This window comes from Nostoc edaphicum CCNP1411 (assembly GCF_014023275.1).
In the GTDB taxonomy this organism is placed as follows: domain Bacteria; phylum Cyanobacteriota; class Cyanobacteriia; order Cyanobacteriales; family Nostocaceae; genus Nostoc; species Nostoc edaphicum_A.
The window spans coordinates 3,725,020-3,740,643 of the sequence record NZ_CP054698.1 but is presented as its reverse complement, the minus strand read 5'-3'; the positions used below and the strand labels follow the sequence as shown (position 1 = coordinate 3,740,643).

General features: G+C 42.5%; 12 protein-coding genes and 1 pseudogene. 3 read left to right on the top strand and 10 right to left on the bottom strand.

The window, feature by feature from the left end:
• Positions 1 to 3,771 (top strand): PAS domain S-box protein, encoded by a 3,771-nt coding sequence (locus HUN01_RS18305; protein ID WP_181932445.1) that lies wholly within the window; start codon positions 1 to 3, stop codon positions 3,769 to 3,771.
• A 171-nt stretch (positions 3,772 to 3,942) separates the two neighbouring features.
• On the opposite strand, the gene HUN01_RS18300 is transcribed toward HUN01_RS18305, so the two are convergent.
• The 5 genes from HUN01_RS18300 to HUN01_RS18280 form a co-directional block, all read right to left on the bottom strand.
• Positions 3,943 to 4,398: an ArsI/CadI family heavy metal resistance metalloenzyme gene (locus HUN01_RS18300; RefSeq protein ID WP_181932444.1), complete on the bottom strand. Its 456-nt coding sequence runs from the start codon at positions 4,396 to 4,398 to the stop codon at positions 3,943 to 3,945.
• A 108-nt stretch (positions 4,399 to 4,506) separates the two neighbouring features.
• On the bottom strand, positions 4,507 to 5,643 hold the full coding sequence (arsB, locus tag HUN01_RS18295) for an ACR3 family arsenite efflux transporter (RefSeq protein WP_181932443.1): 1,137 nt from the start codon (positions 5,641 to 5,643) through the stop codon (positions 4,507 to 4,509).
• Positions 5,644 to 5,741: 98 nt separating this feature from the next.
• Positions 5,742 to 7,004: an organoarsenical effux MFS transporter ArsJ gene (gene arsJ / locus HUN01_RS18290; RefSeq protein ID WP_181932442.1), complete on the bottom strand. Its 1,263-nt coding sequence runs from the start codon at positions 7,002 to 7,004 to the stop codon at positions 5,742 to 5,744.
• A 59-nt stretch (positions 7,005 to 7,063) separates the two neighbouring features.
• Positions 7,064 to 8,080, bottom strand: coding sequence for an ArsJ-associated glyceraldehyde-3-phosphate dehydrogenase (locus HUN01_RS18285; RefSeq protein WP_181932441.1), 1,017 nt, complete (start codon positions 8,078 to 8,080; stop codon positions 7,064 to 7,066).
• 180 nt (positions 8,081 to 8,260) lie between these two features.
• The gene (locus tag HUN01_RS18280; RefSeq protein ID WP_181932440.1) at positions 8,261 to 9,319 is read right to left on the bottom strand and encodes a PstS family phosphate ABC transporter substrate-binding protein; all 1,059 of its coding nucleotides are present in this window, start codon (positions 9,317 to 9,319) and stop codon (positions 8,261 to 8,263) included.
• 198 nt (positions 9,320 to 9,517) lie between these two features.
• On the opposite strand from HUN01_RS18280, the pseudogene HUN01_RS18275 reads away from it, so the two are divergent.
• A pseudogene (locus tag HUN01_RS18275) lies at positions 9,518 to 10,626 on the top strand (IS630 family transposase).
• Between the two features lie 190 nt (positions 10,627 to 10,816).
• Here HUN01_RS18275 and HUN01_RS18270 read toward each other — a convergent pair.
• The 4 genes from HUN01_RS18270 to HUN01_RS18255 all read right to left on the bottom strand — a co-directional run bounded on the left by HUN01_RS18270 (position 10,817) and on the right by HUN01_RS18255 (position 14,355).
• Positions 10,817 to 11,455: a hypothetical protein gene (locus tag HUN01_RS18270; protein ID WP_181932439.1), complete on the bottom strand. Its 639-nt coding sequence runs from the start codon at positions 11,453 to 11,455 to the stop codon at positions 10,817 to 10,819.
• Between the two features lie 143 nt (positions 11,456 to 11,598).
• Complete coding sequence (locus HUN01_RS18265; RefSeq protein ID WP_181932438.1) at positions 11,599 to 11,922, bottom strand: ArsR/SmtB family transcription factor; 324 nt, start codon at positions 11,920 to 11,922, stop codon at positions 11,599 to 11,601.
• A 34-nt stretch (positions 11,923 to 11,956) separates the two neighbouring features.
• Positions 11,957 to 13,168, bottom strand: a complete 1,212-nt coding sequence (locus HUN01_RS18260; RefSeq protein WP_181932437.1) for an aspartate aminotransferase — start codon at positions 13,166 to 13,168, stop codon at positions 11,957 to 11,959.
• Positions 13,165 to 14,355, bottom strand: a complete 1,191-nt coding sequence (locus HUN01_RS18255) for an iron-containing alcohol dehydrogenase family protein (RefSeq protein ID WP_181932436.1) — start codon at positions 14,353 to 14,355, stop codon at positions 13,165 to 13,167. Before HUN01_RS18255 ends, HUN01_RS18260 begins: the two co-directional genes overlap by 4 nt.
• A gap of 296 nt (positions 14,356 to 14,651) precedes the next feature.
• On the opposite strand from HUN01_RS18255, the gene HUN01_RS18250 reads away from it, so the two are divergent.
• Positions 14,652 to 14,852, top strand: coding sequence for a hypothetical protein (locus tag HUN01_RS18250; RefSeq protein ID WP_181932435.1), 201 nt, complete (start codon positions 14,652 to 14,654; stop codon positions 14,850 to 14,852).
• A gap of 211 nt (positions 14,853 to 15,063) precedes the next feature.
• Here HUN01_RS18250 and HUN01_RS18245 read toward each other — a convergent pair whose 3' ends face one another.
• Complete coding sequence (locus HUN01_RS18245; protein WP_181932434.1) at positions 15,064 to 15,585, bottom strand: Ycf51 family protein; 522 nt, start codon at positions 15,583 to 15,585, stop codon at positions 15,064 to 15,066.
• Positions 15,586 to 15,624: the final 39 nt, after the last annotated feature.

Here is a 15,624-nt window from a genome sequence, read left to right as displayed (position 1 = left end):
ATGATGGTGAAAGTACCCGAAAAAATTTTGATGATGCGTTCTCGGTTCATAGCTTGTGGTGTGATGATTGTGGCAGTCATAGCGGCGTTGCTGTTGACAAAACTGCTGTTGCCAGTTTTTGATCCGAGCGTATTTACATTATTTTATGCTGCGGTGGCAGTCAGTGCTTGGTATGGCGGCATGAGACTTGGAGTGTTAGCGATCGCTCTTTCGGTGACAACTGCGCTATATTTTTTGATTGAGCCAGTCTACTCCTTCGATTTCTTCAGCCAAAACGTTTTGGTAAGATTAACAACGTTTTCACTAGTATCCTTCTTAATTACCGCTCTTTCTTCAGAGTTGCGAACTGCTAGACGCAAGGCAGAGACAAGCCTAAAGTTGTTGCAAAATAGCGAGATGCGGTTTAGCCGACTGGCAGAATCCAACATCATTGGAGTAATTGTCACTGATATGAAGAACGGCTCCATCATGGCAGCCAATGATGCTTTTCTGAAAATGCTCGGCTATAGGCGAGAAGATTTATCCGCTAACCGAATGAACTGGCGCGATATTACCCCACCAGAGTATCTTCTTTTAAGTGAGCGTTCAGTGGAAGAACTGAAAACCACCGGAGTATGTAAACCCTTTGAGAAGGAGTATATCTGCAAAGATGGGACAAGAGTTCCCGTTTTGCTCGGTTCTGTCCTCGTGGGAGATGCTAAAGAAACGGTTATTGGCTTCGTTGTTGATTTGAGCGAACAGCAAGCTGCACTACGTGAACGCAAACAAGTAGAACAAACTTTGCGGGAGAAGGAGGAGCGACTGAGGTTAGCTAACGAGCGGTTTGAGTTAGCAGCATCTGCGGTAAACTGTCTCATTTATGACTGGAATATAGAAGAGGATACCGTTGAAAGAACTGAGGGATTAACTCGAATTTTGGGCTATTCTCTCGCTGAAGCTGAAGCAAATGGTAATTGGTGGCGCGAGCTTGTGCATCCAGAGGATTTGCAACGTGTAGAAGATGAGGCGGGAGTTGCTTTGGCAAATAGCGATCGCTATACTGCCGAGTATCGAATTCGCAATAAAAACAATCAATACATCTATGTGTTAGATCAAGGGATAATAGTGCAGCGAGATGCTGACGGCAACCCACTACGCTTAGTTGGCAGCACTACAGATATTAGCGAACGCAAGCAGGCAGAGAAGGCAGTCCAAGAAAGTGAGGAGCGGCTTCGGAGTTTTGTGAAAGCAAATGTAGTTGGTATTCTTTTTGGTGATGTGAATGGTAGTATCACCGAAGCCAATGATGAGTTTTTGCGAATTGTCGGCTATACCCAGGAGGATATCCAAGCAGGTAGATTACGGTGGACTGATATCATGCCATCTGAGTACCAATATTTAGATGAACTGGCTATTACCGAGGCAACAGCAAAGGGAACCTGTACTCCTTATGAGAAGGAATTTATTCGCAAGGATGGTTCTATTGTCCCAGTTGTAGTTGGTTACTCTCTTTTAGGAGAATCTCGACAAAAATCAGTCGCATTTATTCTGGATATTAGTGATCTTAAACAAGCTAAAAAAGCACTGAGTCAGAGTCAAGAGCAATTCCAAGCTTTTATGGACAATATTCCAGCCGCAGCATGGATTACGAATGTAGACGGGCGTGTAGTTTACCTCAGTCCAACTTATTTGAGCACATTTGACTTAGCAGTAAATAAGGCGATTCATAAAAATATTTTTGAGCTATACCCAGCCCAAATCGCTCAACCTCTCCTCGATAACATTAGAATGGTTGCCGAGACGAATCAGGTTGTTCAAACGATTGAGTCTGCCCCACGCACAGATGGCACTCTCGGTGAATTTTTAGTCTATAAGTTTCCCATTGCCAATGCATCTGGGCAACGCCTAGTAGGAGGGGTTGCAATTGACATCACCGAACGCGAACGCGCCCTTCGGGAACGTCAACTTGCAGAACAAGCTTTACAAGAGCGCAGTGAAAGACTCAAACTGCTCTCGGAAACAACTAGCGATTTGCTTTCAAATGAGCGCCCCTTGGATTTAATGAACAGCTTGTTTAGCAAACTCTCGGCGCAGATGGATTTGCACTTTTACTTCCACTATCTAATCGATACACACGAAAATAAGCAAAAACTTCGGTTAGTAGCTTGGAATGGCATCACTGATGAAGTATTTCAAACAATTGAATATCTGGAATTTAATCAAGGCATGTGCGGAGTGGTGGCACAAGAACGCCATCCAATTGTTATTAACGATGTGTTACACTCTACCGTTCCAAATGCCCACATTCTCCGTGCTTTAGAAATCACAGCCTACGCAGGGCAACCATTAATTGCTCAAGGAAAGCTGCTCGGTGTTCTCTCTTTTGCCAGTCGCACCCGTACTCACTTTACTTCTGGAGAAATTACTCTATTACAAGCAACCTCCGATCAGGTAGCGGTTGCTCTGGAACGCGCTCAGTTAATGGCTTCGTTACAGCGAAGGAAAGAAGAATTGATCCAAGCTAATCGGATCAAAGATGAATTTTTGGCGGTTCTTTCTCACGAACTTCGCACGCCGCTAAACCCGATCTTAGGATGGTCGAAGTTACTGCAAACCAAAAAGTATGATGAAGCAACAACTACTCGCGCTCTCGAAACCATTGAGCGCAATGCCAAGTTGCAAACCCAATTAATTGAAGATTTGCTGGATGTCTCTCGCATTCTGCAAGGTAAACTTAGTCTGAATATTGCTCCTGTAAATCTGGCAACTGCGATCGCTTCAGCCATAGAAACCGTGCGTCTAGCCGCTGAAGCCAAATCGATCAATTTGCAATTTACAATTTTAGACTTCGGCTACGCTCAGTCGAACGATTTTGAATTAGAAAATTCTCACAGAAATTTAGAATCTATCGATTTTATCAAGCAACCTGACAATCTCAAATCTCAAATTCAAGTTGCGCTGGAAGCGCACCAAAGTGGCGACTCAAAATTCTTAGTAACAGGTGATTCCAGTCGTTTGCAGCAAGTTATCTGGAATTTACTTTCCAATGCTATTAAATTTACACCCCAAGGTGGAGAGGTAGAAATCAGTTTAGAGTCTGTTGGTTCTCAGGTTCAGCTGCGAGTCAGTGATACAGGTAAAGGAATTAGCCCTGACTTTTTACCTTATGTCTTTGACTACTTCCGACAAGCTGATGGCGCAACTACCAGAAAATTTGGCGGACTGGGATTAGGATTAGCTATTGTTCGTCACATTGTCGAGCTACATGGTGGCACAGTTAAGGCAGAAAGTTTGGGTGAAGAACAGGGAGCAACCTTTACAGTCATGCTACCGTTGCTCAAAATTCATCTAAATAGCCATCAGATTGTTTCTCAACTTGATGATTCACCCGATCTAAATGGGTTGAAAGTTCTGCTGGTGGATGATGAGCGTGATACACGAGAGTTAATTACTTTCATTCTGGAGCAGTCTGGCGCAGTAGTAATCCAGACCGCATCTGCGATGGAAGCATTACGAATTATGCCTCAGTTCCAGCCAAATCTGCTGTTAAGCGACATTGGAATGCCGGAAGTAGACGGCTATATGCTGATGCGTCAAATTAGAGCTATGTCACCAGAACTTGGCGGGAAAATTCCTGCGATCGCCATAACCGCTTATGCTGGTGAGGTTGATTATCAACAAGCAATTGCCGCCGGATTTGGACAGCATATCACCAAGCCTGTGGAGCCAGCTAAGTTACTTCGAGCGATCGCTAACTTAAGTAGGTCGGCGCAATTAAAGCTAACTGGCTAAGGCTGTCATTTGTCATTTGTCCTTTGTCATTGGTCATTAGTAAGGGTTTTAAGCCTATTTACGTTTCGTAACATACTTGGTTTTTTTCGCGCCAACTTACTTAATTGCGTTAGCGGAGCGGGGCGTTAGCCCATTGCGAATTGCGAATTGTGAATTGGTATTAGGTTTCCTCTAACCACAACATGGCTTATTAACAGCCTTGACTACCTCTGTCGAATTAACTGTAGTCACCAAATTTTTTTCTGGCGCGGTATCTCCCACCTTCACCACAAAAATTTCCCAGCGGTTCCCATCTGGATCTGTTACCCAAACCTTGTCTTGCAAAGCGTAGCAACAATCAGTATTATCCTCGGTAAATAATGCTAATCCTGACTCCGTAAACCTTCGTATAGCCTCTCGTACTTCTTCTGTACTTTCAACTTGTACACCCAAATGAGACAATGCACCACCAGCCTGGATGCTAGGAGCTAAATTCAGTGTGAGATTTAGCGCTGGGCTAGAAAGATCAAATTTGGCATAGTCATCCTTATACTTCACAGGTTCCACACCAAACATTGCCCGATAAAATGCTACAGACTTTTCAACGTCAGTAACATTCAAAGCCACATGAGTTTTCAGAACTGCCATAATTTTGCTCCTTGTAGGATTTTCAAAATATCGATATATGTCAATATTGATTCGTAATTAGAAATTACGTTAGCGTAGCGGTAGCGAGTCCACGAGCGTCATTACGAATTACCAATGACACCTTGGATCTCGCAATGTTGCCTTTTCTGGCTCCCGTGGGAACCAATATGCCGTTCGCTTACAAACTTCAACCAGCATCAACATTACTGGCACTTCGATTAAAACACCTACCACTGTAGCAAGTGCAGCACCAGAATTTAAGCCAAACAGCATTACAGAAGTTGCGATCGCCACTTCAAAGTGATTACTAGCTCCAATTAATGCTGCGGGTGCGGCATCCTCATAAGATATATTCAGCTTCAACGCTGCCACATAACTAATCAAGAAAATAAAATTAGTTTGGATGAATAGTGGCACGGCAATTAATAAGATGTGCAAGGGATTGCTAACAATCAATTCACCTTTAAAAGCAAATAGCAAAACCAAAGTCATCAGCAAGGCAGTAATGGCAATTGGACTGAGATACTTTAAAAATCTCCGTTCAAACCATTCTTTACCTTTGTTTTGGAAAATCCAATAACGGCTGTACATTCCTGCGATTAAAGGCAATCCGACATAAATTAGCACCGACAACACAATCGTTTGCCACGGCACTGTTAAATCATTTGCCGCCAGTAACCACCTACCTAAAGGTGCATACAAAAACAACATTGTCAGAGAATTAACCGCCACCATCACCAAAGTATGTCCCTGATTGCCATAGGAAAGATAACCCCACAGCAGCACCATCGCAGTACAAGGAGCAATTCCCAGTAAAATCGTACCTGCAATGTAAGAATTAGCGATCGCAACTTCGTCACCACGAATTAATTCTGTGCCTGTAATTAGCGGGCGAAATAACCAACCTAAGAAAAACTGAGAAAATACCACCATCGTGAATGGTTTAATTAACCAGTTGACAACCAAAGTGAGAATTACAGGTTTTGGAGCGCGGATAGCATTTGCAGCTTGGGTGAAGTCAATTTTCACCATGATGGGATACATCATGAAAAACAGACAAACTGCAATGGGAATTGACACTTGATAAACACTCAATGCATCCAGCGTCACCGCCACCCCTGGAAATAATCTTCCTAGTCCAATTCCCGCCAAAATGCAGAGAAACACCCAAACAGTAAGGTATCTTTCAAAAAAACTCAAATTACTCCCTGCTTGTGCTGTATTCGGCTGCGAATTCGTATTCATGGATATAAGCCTGAAATATTCTTGGAGAGATGAGGAAGATGAGGGTAATGAGGAAGATAAGAGAAATCACCAATGCCCAATGCCCAATGCCCCATTCCCTAATCCCCATCTCCCGCTTTCCAAGCAATTGCTTTACTAGGTTGAGGATCGGGTAGCTTCAGAGTAATTAATGCTGCTGCTAGTACAAAGAACATGGATGTCCACAGACAGCCCACTAACCCGAAAAACTGGTATACCAAACCTGACAAAACAGTTCCAGCTAATCGACCACCTGAGTTTGCCATGTAGTAAAAACCAACGTTTAGCGCTACCTTGTCATCATCAGTAAATGCCAAGACTAAATAAGAGTGAACTGCTGAGTTGAAGGCAAACACAACACCAAAAACCAGGAGTCCACCAACAATCGCAATATTTGCAGGAATACCTATTTGGAGAGCCAGAGCGATCGCGGCTGGAACTACTGTTAGAGTAAATGTCCAAAACTGGATGGTCTTTGATTGCGGGGGACGACCAGAACCAAATCGCTGAATCAGTGTTGGTGCTAAGAATTGAATAACGCCATAACCAATTACCCAACAAGCCAAGAATCCACCAACCTGATAAAATGACCAGCCCAAGGTTCCACGTAAGAATACTGGCAATCCCACAACAAACCATACATCCCTAGAACCAAAGAGAAAAAATCGAGCCGCCGAGAGAATATTAATCTCTTCGCTCTTAGAAAACAGCTGGCTAAACTTGATTTTCTTCTTGATTTTGCCCATTCCTTTGGGCAGCATCAGCCCAGAAAACATAATCAGGGAAAGTCCCCCTGCCATAATCCACAGGGAATTGATGAAGCCAACCGCAGCCAAAAGAGCGCTACCAATAAAAAAGCCAACTCCTTTGAGTGCATTCTTAGAACCCGTCAGCACCGCCACCCATTTAAACAAAGATGATTGGGCATCTTGAGGCACCACTAACCGAATGGCACTTTTAGAACTCATCTTGGTTAAGTCTTTGGCAATCCCAGAAAATGCTTGTGCCACCATCACATAACCGACTGCAATCCACTGTGCCCAATTTGGATTGAGGAATGACAACATGACTAGAGAAAAAATCTGTAATCCGATACCGCTATAAAGTGTTACCTTCAATCCGAACTGAGAACCAATCCAACCGCCTAAAAAGTTTGTGACAACTCCAAACACTTCGTAGAACAAAAACAGAAAGGCAATTTGTATTGGGGTATAGCCAATTTGGTTGAAATATAGCAACACCAGCATTCGCAGGGCACCATCGGTAAGGGTGAAACCCCAGTAGGCGAGGGTGACTAGGATATAGTTCTTAAAATTGGCGCTATGAGCTGTAGTAGAAACCATGAGGGAAGAAAGATTTAAACGCAGAGGAACGCAGAGTTAGCGCAGAGGCACGCAAAGTATTAATATTTCAGGCTCAGAGCTACTTTACGGGCGAGTTCAACCATTCGATTGGCATAGCCCCATTCGTTGTCATACCAAGCGAGTATTTTCACTTGCGTCTCGTTTACCACCATCGTGGAGAGGGCATCAATGATGGAAGACCGAGGATCGTCTTTGTAATCGATAGAGACTAAAGGACGTTCTTCATATCCCAGAATTCCTTTGAGTGGTGCTTGTTCTGAAGCTGCTTTTAGTAAGCTATTAATTTCTTCTACGGTTGTGGGTCGCACAACTTCAAACACGCAGTCTGTTAAAGAAGCGTTGAGCAGCGGTACTCGTACTGCCAAACCGTTGAGTTTGCCATTGAGTTCGGGATAAATTAAACCGATCGCAGTTGCCGATCCAGTCGTGGTAGGAATCAACGATAGACTGGTAGCCCGTGCGCGGCGTAAATCCTTGTGAGGGGCATCTACAATGGTCTGAGTATTGGTGTTGTCATGGATTGTGGTAATGATTCCATGCTTAATGCCCAAACCTTCATGGATCACCTTCACGACTGGAGCCAAACAGTTAGTTGTACAAGAAGCCGCAGTTAGTAAATGATGCTTTTCCGGCTCATAAAGTTGATCATTAACTCCCATGACAATATTCAAGGCTTCTTCCTTCACTGGAGCAGCCACAATTACCTTCTGTACTCCCCGCTTAAAATACGGGTCTAAGGTGGCGGGAGTCCTAAATTTACCGGAGCATTCCAGCACGAGATCAACACCCAACTCTTCCCAAGGGACTTCGCCAGGTTGGGAATGTTCGCTAAAGCTTAAGGGTGTGCCATCAATGAGAATGCGATCGCCTTGTGCTTCTACTTCTTGTGTCCAGCGCCCGTGGACAGAATCAAATTTAAGCAAATGAGCGGCTGTTACAGCCCCACCTTTAATCTCATTGATATGGACAAACTCAAGTTCTGACCAACCCCAGGCAGCCCGCAAAGCTAGCCTTCCAATTCTGCCAAATCCGTTGATGCCAACACGTACTCTCATCAGTTTTCCTAAGTTTATTTAAATTAATGGGTAGCAGTAAACTGATTCCATAGTGCGTTTGTAGTAAGGACTTCAGTCCTTAATTTTTTTAAGCAATAAAGTGCTTACTACGAACTTCTCAGAACTTTTTCGATAGGCCACTATTACTTTTGAAAAAGTCAGTTTTTTTGAGTAAAATTACTATTTTTGTGGTGTCTTCAACAAATCACTAATTTGGAAGTTTATCTGCTCCTTACCTGCAAATACTGTTCCTTCTTTACCGGCTTGAAAGTTTTTTTCTGCCAATTCATAGGCTTCACTAGGTAAAGGCACATACCCAACCGAACTGGTTGTTATCGGTGCGTACTTGAGGTAATAATCTACAAATTCTTTGAGTTCTGGCTGATTTTGTAAAGACTGAGCGTTAACATAAATCAGCAAAGGTCGAGCTAATGGCTGATATTCAGCTTTTTCAACAGTTTCAGGTGATGGCAATACTGCCCCTTTGCCGCTATCAATTGCAAGAGGCTTTAACCGACTTTTGTTGTCTTCGTAATAAGCAAGCCCGAAATAACCCAAGGCATTAGAATCTGTGCCGACTCCGCGCACTAAGACTAGATCATCTTCACTGGAGATGTAATCAGTGCGGCTGACTCTGGTCTTACCAACAATAGCTTCTGTAAAGTAATCAAAAGTACCAGACTGACCACCAGCACCATACAGGTTAATTGGTTGATTCGGCCAAGACGATCGCACTTGGTTCCAGCGAGTGATTTTTCCTTGGGCTTCTGGCTCCCAAAGCTTTTTCAATTCGGCTACGGTAATATCTTTTGCCCAGGTATTTTGGGAATTCACCGCAACAGTCAGCGCATCAAAGGCAACGGGAAGCTCGATAAACTTGACACCATTTTTGTTGCAAGCTTCTATCTCTGCTTTCAGAATGGGACGCGAGGCATTGCTGATGTCTGTCTCTTTGTTACAGAATTTCTTAAATCCCGCACTAGTACCGGAAAAGCTTAGGAGAACTTGTCCTTTGTACTGCTGCTTGTTTTGTTGAAACTGGTTAGCGATCGCTTCGGTGATTGGATAGACTGTGCTAGAACCATCAATCTTTATTACCCTCACTTTTGTCGCATCACTGACTTCTGTAACCTTTGGCGATTGCTGAGTTGGAGTAGATAAATTAGATGTGGCTGTGCAACTAGTCGCAAAAGCCAACACTCCAAATACAAGAGCCAAATTCTTTGCTATTGCGTTCATTGACCTCACCTTTAGGGGTAATTTTGAAAGTATGTTTATATCATTTCAAAAAAACTTGATGTGTCAATATAAAGCATAGCACTATACATAAAAATTCATCAAAAAAAGTTGATGCATTTATCGAGGTAGTGCAATAAGCTGTTACGCAGCTAGATTGTATAATATTAGATTAAGTAATTAATTTAGTATCAGCCATCTATGCCAGCAAAAAATCATCTTTCCCAAGAGCAGAAGGAAAGGCTACTAAAAACGCTAAAAGAGCATGAAAATCCCTACGTAAGAGAAAAGATTCTGATTTTATTATTAATGAATGATGGAAAAACTTATCAAGAGATTAGTAAGTTTTTAGATATTGCATATCCAACAGTAGCATATTGGGCAGTTCACGGCGATCCAGATAACCTAGAAAGTTTTTTAGATGGAAGAAGAGAAGGGAACTTCCGCAAAGTTACCAAAGAATATGAGGATTTATTATTAGAAATAATTGAAAAAGAGCCACTAGAGTATGGGTATGAATTTGGTCGTTGGACAGCAGCAAGACTAGCTACATACCTCGAAAAGATAACAGGAATTAAGTTAAGTGGTTCACAAGTTGGGAGAATATTAGAGCGAAAAAAGTACGTTTACCTTTGGGCAAAATACAGCCTAGAGGACAAACAGAATCCTGAAATGCGTAAGGCATTTAAAGAAAAAATTGTCAGAATACTTAAGAATAACAAAGGAAGCCCCAGAGCGTTTACAGGTATGGTTTTGGGATGAGAGTGGATTTAGTTTAAGAGTGATAAGAAGAAAAAAACTGGGGTAAGAAAGGTACAAGGAAACAAATCACAGGTCAAAGAAGAAGAGGAAGAGTAAATATTATGGGAGGGTTACGTTATCACGACAAGAAGAGAATGAATTTTGTGATTAAAAAAGGAAATGCCGATGTATTTTATGAGCAGCTTCAATCTTTGAATAATTTTCTATTGCAAGAATGGATAGAGCAAGGAAATAGAATTGAGACTTTCAATAAATGTTCTGCGAAAATAGTGATTATCTTAGATAATGCCAGCTTCCATAAAAGAAAAGATATTTTAGTTCGTATCAAGGCAGAAATGCCAAATATTATCCTGGAATTTCTACCACCTTATAGTCCAGATTATAATTTGATTGAATTGGTTTGGCATTCAGCAAAAGAATATATAGCTCATAGATTGTTCGAGTCAGTATCACAGCTAGAAGAGTTGTTAAATAAATTGTTAAATGAAGGAGGTCTTATTATTAAATGGGAACGCAAAATTAAAAATAAAGGTAATGCTGTTTATTAAATTTAGCTGCGTAACAGCTTACAACCGTCCTATAAGCCAAATAAGGTTTGGATAAGCACTCTTGACTTTCCTTGTGGTCTGGGAAAAGGGTAGATGTATTTAAAACCTTTCCCCTTTAACCGAACCGTATTTTCCTATGGACACTAAGTTGTGAGCATATATGCTGACCGTTAACCAAGCAACACAAATTTCACAAGCCAAGATGATGACGCATCTTTTGAGCAATTTCTTCATGAAATTGAAGGTCAGTCACTTGTTTGCTTGTATTGGAGTTGTAGGAACTCTGACTGAGGGTCATTTCTTTGCCAGATTTCAGCACCATATATAATTCTGTACAAGCATCAGAATCATCATAATCCTGCTCAACCTGAATAGATTTAACTTCACTAAAGGAGAAAATTTTAGTATGGTCTTTCCTAAATAGGTAAGTTGTGGTTTTGAAAATTTGTTGATGTGTGCGGTTAAACGTCCATACCGTAAAGTATTTATGGAACGGAATACTGATTAATATGATGATTGGGCCAAGCATCCAAATCCCAAAAATATAATAAAAAAAAGAGTTTCTAGACGGTATATTTGGGTCGTTGGTCATATTTCTCATCAATGTATATATAAACCCAATTACTAGAACTGCTATGACTAAATTTACACAGCAGGAAATCCAAGCGTTCTTGAACGCAATAGACTTAGGTTGAACACCTAGCTGAAAGGTCAACTCTAGTGAGGTTTCTTGAACAAGTTGCAATTGAGACTCTTGCCCGCGAGGCTGCCCACGAATACGCATAATTAAATTAAGTAGCCATGATAAATTGGTTACACCAAGACGCACGAAAAACTCTTCCCCTACTCAAGAACTTCTTTTTCAGTTCAAGTAGGTGGAAAAAGGCATTTTGTTCTAAATGTCAGGGTTCCCAAAATCAATGCCACTTTATCACTTGAGAAAATCAGTCCCAAGCATAGATAAACTTATTCTTAATCGCAGCAAGAACGGGCAGAAAAAATTACACGGTTGTGGCTAAAATCTGCCAGATATTCCTCTAAAATACTAAACTGGGGCAAATTTAAACTGTAATAAATCCAGCGTCCTTCCTGACGGGAGTGAACTAAGCCAGCTTCCTTGAGGGTTTTCAGGTGAAAAGATAGTTTGGACTGATTTACCCCCAAGGCTTCGCACAAATCACATACACATAATTCTCGCTGTCGCAGGAGTTCTAGCACACTAATCCTGAGTTGATCAGAAAGAGCATGAAAGCCAGCAGCAATTAAATGAGGAGTAGTAGCAGAGGGGGTTTGCATGAATCAGATTTCGATAAGGGGATGCTATCTATCTCTATTGTGAAGCAGAGACTACAGCTTCAGGTTGATAGCGGATGCCGGCTTGCTTGAAGCGATGTAAAACTTCACCTAAGCGATCGCAGTCTGCAATCAAACTGATCCTTACATAACCCTCACCTGCAACCCCAAAAGCATTACCTGGAGTCAGAACAACGCCAGTTTGTTGCAACACATTCAAGGCAAAATCTGTGGAACCCATACCAACGGGACATTTCACCCAAAGATACATTGTCGCTTTAGTTTTGGGGATATCCCAACCCAACTCTCCTAATCCTTGAATGAGGAAGTCGCGGCGGGTACGATAGCGTTGTTGTACCTCGTGCAAATACACATCTGGCAGTTGTAAAGCGGTTTCGGCGGCTTTTTGCAAAGCGGAGAAAATACCGTAATCCAAGTTAGTTTTTAGTGTCCGTAAACCTTGAATTACATGGCGGTTCCCCACGACAAACCCAACGCGCCAACCAGCCATATTATAAGTTTTAGATAAGGTGTGAAATTCTACACCAATATCTTTCGCGCCGGGAATTTCTAGCAAGCTAGTGGGTTGATAACCATCAAAAGCTAACTCGGCATAACACAGATCATGCACCAGCAAAATTTCATATTTGCGGGCGAAGGCGACGATTTCTTCAAAGAATTCGCGGGGTGCAGTGGCGGCGGTGGGATTGCTGGGATAGTTGAAATAGAGAATTTTAGCTTGTCTGGCAACTTCGTCAGGAATGGCAGCTAAATCAATTAACCAGTCATTTTCGGGTTTGAGAATCAAGCTGTGGATTTTGCCGCCTGCGATCGCAGGGCCGCGAAAATGTGCGGGATAAGCCGGGGAAGGAACGAGAACTAAATCACCTGGGTTAACGTAGGCGATCGCTAAATGGGTTAATCCTTCTTTAGAACCCAGCAATGGCAAGGCTTCACTATCAGGATCGAGAACCACACCATAACGGCGATGATACCAATTGGTGATCGCGCGGCGGAAACTAGCAGTCCCCTCAAAAGGCGGATAACCGTGATTGGCGGGATCTTTCAAGGCTGCGATCGCCGCTTCTACAACTGGTGCTGGCGTTGCACCATCGGGGTTTCCCATGCCCAAATCAATTAAATCCAACCCTTGTTCCCGTGCTTTAGCTTTCAGTTCATCTAAACGGGCAAAGACATAAGGTGGCAGTTTTTGTATGCGTTCTGCTGGGACAATCCAATTTAAACTCATAAAACCTCGTCACTCATTCCCTTGGGCGAAACTCGATTTGTAATGTCTCTACTATCTATAGGTGCAGTAGTAGAAACCATTGCCGCCATCAACTGTTCTGGCGCGACTTTAAACGGTAGTCGATGGATGTCAGAATTCGGAACTAGAGCAATTTCAGCGGCTGTTTGCAACTCGCCTAATGTAATATTGCCCAATCCCAAATCACTCAATTTTTGGGGCAGTCCAATTTCTGTATAGAACTTTAACAACTGTTGTCGTGACGATGCTGCTAGTTGATTGCCTTGTAGCATTTCTTCTAAACGCAGTTGCACCAAAATTCCAAAAGCAACTTTTTCGCCATGAATACTGCCATGTCCGGAAATATGAGTTAAACCATTATGCACGGCATGGGCGGCAACTGTGCGACACTGCGCCCCTCCAAGTCCACCAACTACTCCGGCGAGTAAAACACTGGCGTCTACCACTTCTCGCCAAACTTCACTACCTGGTTCTTTCAGGGCGGCGGTTGACTTTTGCAACAAGATATCTCGCAAAACTCGTGCTTGTTGCACCGCAGCAATAATTAAAGTGTCTTGCAAGTGTCCACTACTAACAGAGGCTTCATACCACTTAGCGATCGCATCACCAATTCCAGCGACTAAAGTCCGTTGTGGTGCAGTTTTAATCAATTCATAATCGAGTATCAATAAATCGGGACAACGTGATAGCCCCACATCGTAGAGAAATGCCCCTTCTTCTGAATAAACATTCGATAAGGCACTCCAAGCTGCACAGGTAGCCCCTGATGTCGGAATTGTCACCACTGGCAACTCTAACTGCTGCGCGAGTAATTTCGCTGTATCTAGGGCTTTGCCCCCACCAAAACCAATAATCACATCAGCTGTATGTTCTTTTGCCGCCTTTTGTAAAGACTTCAGGCTAGCTTCACAGCAATCTGCACCGTATGTAGCTTGGACAGTTTTTAACTGTTGCCTTTCTAAAACTGGTTGCAAATTTTGTTGGCTGATGGCGAGAGTAGACTCACCTGCCACAATTAAGGGACGACTTCCCAAACGGGCGATTTCTGCTGCGGCTGCTTGCAACACCTCAGAACCACGAATTACTTTTGCTGGGGCAACTGTGAGTGTCAATAATGAACTAGAGTTTTGAGTAGACAAAGAAGGTTGAGTAGTAAAATTATTGTGCATATAATCTAGTTTGCCAAAACTTTGATATTTCTTAATCAAATAGACTAGTGATCAAGGATACTTGTTGCCAAGCGGGTTTTAGAATGACTCCAACCTGACACCTGACTCATCTGGATTTGAGCCAAGCAATGAAATAGACAAAGCCTCTAGCCGACTGATTGAGTAGTTTGACGACGTTGCTTGAATCTATAATGCCCATTGACCTGAAATTCCGAACTATCAAAGTTTTGAATAACCGTATAACTAATTAACATTACCATTGTCAGATTCTCAAGAAAAGCAATTGAGAATCGATAATGTCTAAGCGATCATGCTATTTCATACAATCCTTAGCTATAGATACATACTTAGGGGTGTGCAACTATACGCCCCTACAACTGATTCATTTGCTGCAAAGACTTGTGAAAACGGCAACAGTGGTAATTAGGACAACAACTGACAAATCACAACTGTCAGTACCAATTACCCGCACGCTGATTAACCTTTTACCACAGTGAAACCACTAAAGTGTGAATATCTTAATCTAAAAATAACTATTACTGTATCAGTAAATACAAAATAAATTTTGTCGTCCTGATAACAGGTAAATAAATTTTGTTTTCTGGGATTGGGGATTGGGATTAGGGAAGAGGTGACAGTTGAGAGGTTATAGGGAATAATCTGTACCCTATAACCTGTAACCTATTCCCTTCTTTACTCCCCTGCTCCTTAAGCCTTGGGTTTTGGCAATTGGGCAAAATTGTCTGTGTAAATTTCGACTGTTACTGGAGAATTTTGATGAGAAACGAGCGATCGCTTGGCCTCACCCAAGTAAACTGGTACAGAAGTCCCTGGTTCCGGGTGGATAATGGTACGAGCGCGAACTGTCAACTTGTCGTCTTCCCGTGTACCTGAACGACCATAAGAAAACAAATTACTAGCTGCTTGACGTAAAGTTGCTTCTAATTGTGTGGGTGTAATTTGAGTTGATGTAGCAATCACTGCTTGGTTTGACCCATTGTCATAAACTAAAGTATACCTGGCTGCTCCGGGAATCACAGTCCGACTCAAGGGGACTATTGAGAGTGCAAATAAACCACCAGTCAGCACCAGCATAAAGCCAGTCGTACCCACGAGTCGAAAGCGGATGCCCCATTTGAGAATAAAAGCCAAAACTGTTAAGGCAGCAAATACCAAGGTAGCTATACCTGACCATTGGGTGTACTGAAGAAAGTTAGCTGTTGTGAGCATAAGGTTGGTTATGGATGCGTCTTTTTTTTCGTTACCGAC

What these genes read in the sequence shown, in the direction of transcription:
- HUN01_RS18305 (WP_181932445.1), top strand. Translation starts at nt 1, where the DNA reads ATGATGGTGAAAGTACCCGAAAAAATTTTGATGATGCGTTCTCGGTTC.
- HUN01_RS18300 (WP_181932444.1), bottom strand. Translation starts at nt 4,398, where the DNA reads ATGGCAGTTCTGAAAACTCATGTGGCTTTGAATGTTACTGACGTTGAA.
- arsB (WP_181932443.1), bottom strand. Translation starts at nt 5,643, where the DNA reads ATGAATACGAATTCGCAGCCGAATACAGCACAAGCAGGGAGTAATTTG.
- arsJ (WP_181932442.1), bottom strand. Translation starts at nt 7,004, where the DNA reads ATGGTTTCTACTACAGCTCATAGCGCCAATTTTAAGAACTATATCCTA.
- HUN01_RS18285 (WP_181932441.1), bottom strand. Translation starts at nt 8,080, where the DNA reads ATGAGAGTACGTGTTGGCATCAACGGATTTGGCAGAATTGGAAGGCTA.
- HUN01_RS18280 (WP_181932440.1), bottom strand. Translation starts at nt 9,319, where the DNA reads ATGAACGCAATAGCAAAGAATTTGGCTCTTGTATTTGGAGTGTTGGCT.
- HUN01_RS18265 (WP_181932438.1), bottom strand. Translation starts at nt 11,922, where the DNA reads ATGCAAACCCCCTCTGCTACTACTCCTCATTTAATTGCTGCTGGCTTT.
- HUN01_RS18260 (WP_181932437.1), bottom strand. Translation starts at nt 13,168, where the DNA reads ATGAGTTTAAATTGGATTGTCCCAGCAGAACGCATACAAAAACTGCCA.
- HUN01_RS18255 (WP_181932436.1), bottom strand. Translation starts at nt 14,355, where the DNA reads ATGCACAATAATTTTACTACTCAACCTTCTTTGTCTACTCAAAACTCT.
- HUN01_RS18250 (WP_181932435.1), top strand. Translation starts at nt 14,652, where the DNA reads ATGTCTAAGCGATCATGCTATTTCATACAATCCTTAGCTATAGATACA.
- HUN01_RS18245 (WP_181932434.1), bottom strand. Translation starts at nt 15,585, where the DNA reads ATGCTCACAACAGCTAACTTTCTTCAGTACACCCAATGGTCAGGTATA.